At 63.1% G+C, this 2703-nt stretch carries 4 protein-coding genes; all 4 read right to left on the bottom strand.

The annotated features are described in order from the left end of the window. Positions 1–75: 75 nt before the first annotated feature. From EJA72_RS05800 to ureE, 4 genes are read right to left on the bottom strand one after another with little or no spacing between them, the layout of a single operon-like run. Positions 76–648, bottom strand: a complete 573-nt coding sequence (locus EJA72_RS05800) for a HupE/UreJ family protein (RefSeq protein WP_157710556.1) — start codon at positions 646–648, stop codon at positions 76–78. Between the two features lie 35 nt (positions 649–683). Beyond that, positions 684–1298: an urease accessory protein UreG gene (gene ureG, locus EJA72_RS05805; RefSeq protein WP_157710557.1), complete on the bottom strand. Its 615-nt coding sequence runs from the start codon at positions 1296–1298 to the stop codon at positions 684–686. A gap of 22 nt (positions 1299–1320) precedes the next feature. Then, positions 1321–1995, bottom strand: coding sequence for an urease accessory protein UreF (locus EJA72_RS05810; protein ID WP_178129088.1), 675 nt, complete (start codon positions 1993–1995; stop codon positions 1321–1323). Continuing rightward, a complete protein-coding gene (ureE, locus tag EJA72_RS05815; RefSeq protein ID WP_157710558.1) occupies positions 1992–2492 on the bottom strand; it encodes an urease accessory protein UreE in 501 nt (166 codons plus the stop codon). Before ureE ends, EJA72_RS05810 begins: the two co-directional genes overlap by 4 nt. Positions 2493–2703: the final 211 nt, after the last annotated feature.

Genomic DNA, 2703 nt, shown 5'->3' on the forward strand with positions numbered 1-2703 from the left:
AGAGCTGTGAACACAGGATAAATGTGGGAGCGAGACCGGCTTGCCGGCGATGAGGCCATCACAGGCAACACAAAATCAACCCGCCAACAACCAAACTCCGGTCGCCGCCGAAGCCGCACCCGCCAACCGAACCAACGGCGCCGCGGCCTGTGGCAACACGCGAACCACCGCATAACCCGCCGCGTGCAACACCGCCGTCGCCGCCACAAACCCTGCGGCATAGGCCCAAGGGCTCGACATCTCCGGCAGTTCCAGGCCATGCGCAACACCGTGGAACAACGCAAACAATGCCGTGGCACCCATCGCCAGACTCAACGGTGGGCGCACCGCGAGCGCGACCGCCAGACCCAGCGCCAACACCGACGCGGCAATCCCGCCTTCCAGCGCGGGCAGGTTCAGTCCTTCAAACCCCAGCACCCCGCCGAGCAGCATCGTGCCGACGAACGTGCAAGGCAGCGCCCAGCGCGCCGAGCCTTGCTGCTGCGCCGCCCAAAGCCCCACGGCAACCATCGCCAGCAAATGATCGAGGCCGCCGATCGGGTGGCTGATGCCGGCGATCAAACCGTTGTCGCCATGACCCGGGTGCGCGAAGGCGATGGCTGGGGTCAGCAGCAGGGCCAGGGCGCCCAGAATGCGTTTGAGTGTCATGGAAAAGCTTCCTTGTTGTTGAAAATGGATCGATATCAAGCCGCCGTCAGCAAGCCCTGGCGTTCGATGAAGGCGATTATTTCTTCCAGCCCCAGCCCGGTTTTCTGGTTGCTGAACACAAACGGCTTGCCGTTGCGCATGCGTTGGGTATCGCTGTCCATCAGCGAAAGCGATGCCCCCACCAACGGCGCGAGGTCGACTTTGTTGATCACCAGCAAATCGGATTTGCAGATGCCGGGGCCGCCCTTGCGCGGCAGCTTGTCGCCGGCCGAGACGTCGATCACGTAGATCGTCAGGTCGGACAGCTCCGGGCTGAAAGTCGCAGACAGGTTATCGCCGCCGGACTCCACCAGAATCAGGTCCAGCCCCGGAAAGCGCCGGTTCAGCTGGTCCACGGCTTCGAGGTTGATCGAGGCGTCTTCGCGGATCGCGGTGTGCGGGCAGCCCCCGGTTTCGACGCCGATGATCCGCTCCGGTGCCAGTGCTTCGTTGCGCACCAGAAAGTCGGCGTCTTCGCGGGTGTAGATGTCGTTGGTCACGACGGCCAGGTTGTAGCGGTCGCGCAGGGCCAGGCACAGGGCCAGGGTCAACGCGGTTTTGCCGGAGCCGACCGGGCCGCCGATGCCGACGCGCAGAGGTTGTGTGTTCATGTGATTCTCCGAAATAAGGGGCCTAGGAACGGAACAGGCGGCTGTACTGGCGCTCATGGGCCATGCACGCCAAGGACAGGCCAAAAGTGGCACTGCCAAAGTGGTCGGGGTTGAGTCGGGTCGCGTTCTGCTGGGCTTCTTGCAATAAGGGCAGCAGTTGGCTGGTCAGGCGTTGCGCGGCTTGCTGGCCCAGCGGCAAGGTTTTCATCAGCACGGCCAATTGGTTTTCCAGCCAGCTCCAGAGCCATGCCGCCAAGGCATCCTGGGGGCTGATGTGCCAGGCGCGAGCCGCCAGCGCCCAGCCGAGGGCCAAGTGCGGTTCGGGGCGTTGATCGAGAAAGGCGCGGGCTGGTGCATCGAGTTCCGGCAAACCATTAAGCAGTTGCTGCAAGGAGTAGCCCATCTGCCGGCTCTCCTGATGCAATTCACGGGTTTCCCGGCTGGCGCGGTGTTCTTCGCAGCGCTGCAGTAAGTCGCCCCAGTGTTCATCGGCGGCGGCCACGCAATGGGCGAGCAGCAACGGCGCCTCGAAACGCGCGAGGTTCAGCAGCAACTGGTCGCTGATCCAGCGTCGTGCGCTGTCAGCGTCATGGACCCGGCCGTTTTCCACCGCCATTTCCAGGCCTTGGGAATAGCTGTAGCCGCCGATGGGCAGCTGCGGGCTGGCCAGGCGCAGCAGCGCCCAGGCCGGGTTCACAGGCGCACGCCGAACTGGTGCAGTTTCGGCGGGTAGTTGAAGTCTTCGTCGCCGTGCCGCGAATGGTGATGGCCGCCGCCATACGCACCGTGTTCCGGCTGGAATGGCGCTTCGATGTGTTCGATGCGGGCACCCAGTTGCTCGAGCATGGCCTTGAGCACGTAATCGTCGAGCAGGCGCAACCAGCCATCGCCGACTTGCAAGGCGACGTGGCGATTGCCCAGGTGATAAGCCGCCCGGGTCAGTTCGAAGGCGTTGGCGCAGGTGACATGCAGCAATTGCTCGGGATAGGCGCAGACGCGCACGACACGTCCGTCTTCGGCTTGCAGGTATTCGCCATCATGCAGCGGCGACTGGCCGCGCTCCAGAAACAGTCCGACGTCTTCACCGTCGGCACTGAAACAGCGCAGGCGGCTTTTGCTCCGGGCTTCGAAGGTCAGGTGCAACTCGGCGGCCCAGACGGGTTGAGGGTCGATTCTGCGATGAATCACCAGCATCGGAAAGCTTCCAGCAATGAACAATAGTCAGGCTAGAGCAAGGGGCTTGCCAATCGTGGGAAGTGTAGGAAAAGGCTGTCGGAAGTGCAGAGGTGTCGAAGGGTTTTGCGTCTATTTGGTGCGCGCTGTTTGTGTCGAGCACCATGTAGGAGCGAGCTTGCTCGCGATGGTGTGTCAGTCACAACAGTGCCGACTGACACACCATCGCGAG

Origin of the sequence: Pseudomonas sp. PB120 (assembly GCF_009761815.1) — a bacterium.
Lineage (GTDB): Bacteria > Pseudomonadota > Gammaproteobacteria > Pseudomonadales > Pseudomonadaceae > Aquipseudomonas.

What these genes read in the sequence shown, in the direction of transcription:
- EJA72_RS05800 (WP_157710556.1), bottom strand. Translation starts at nt 648, where the DNA reads ATGACACTCAAACGCATTCTGGGCGCCCTGGCCCTGCTGCTGACCCCA.
- ureG (WP_157710557.1), bottom strand. Translation starts at nt 1,298, where the DNA reads ATGAACACACAACCTCTGCGCGTCGGCATCGGCGGCCCGGTCGGCTCC.
- ureE (WP_157710558.1), bottom strand. Translation starts at nt 2,492, where the DNA reads ATGCTGGTGATTCATCGCAGAATCGACCCTCAACCCGTCTGGGCCGCC.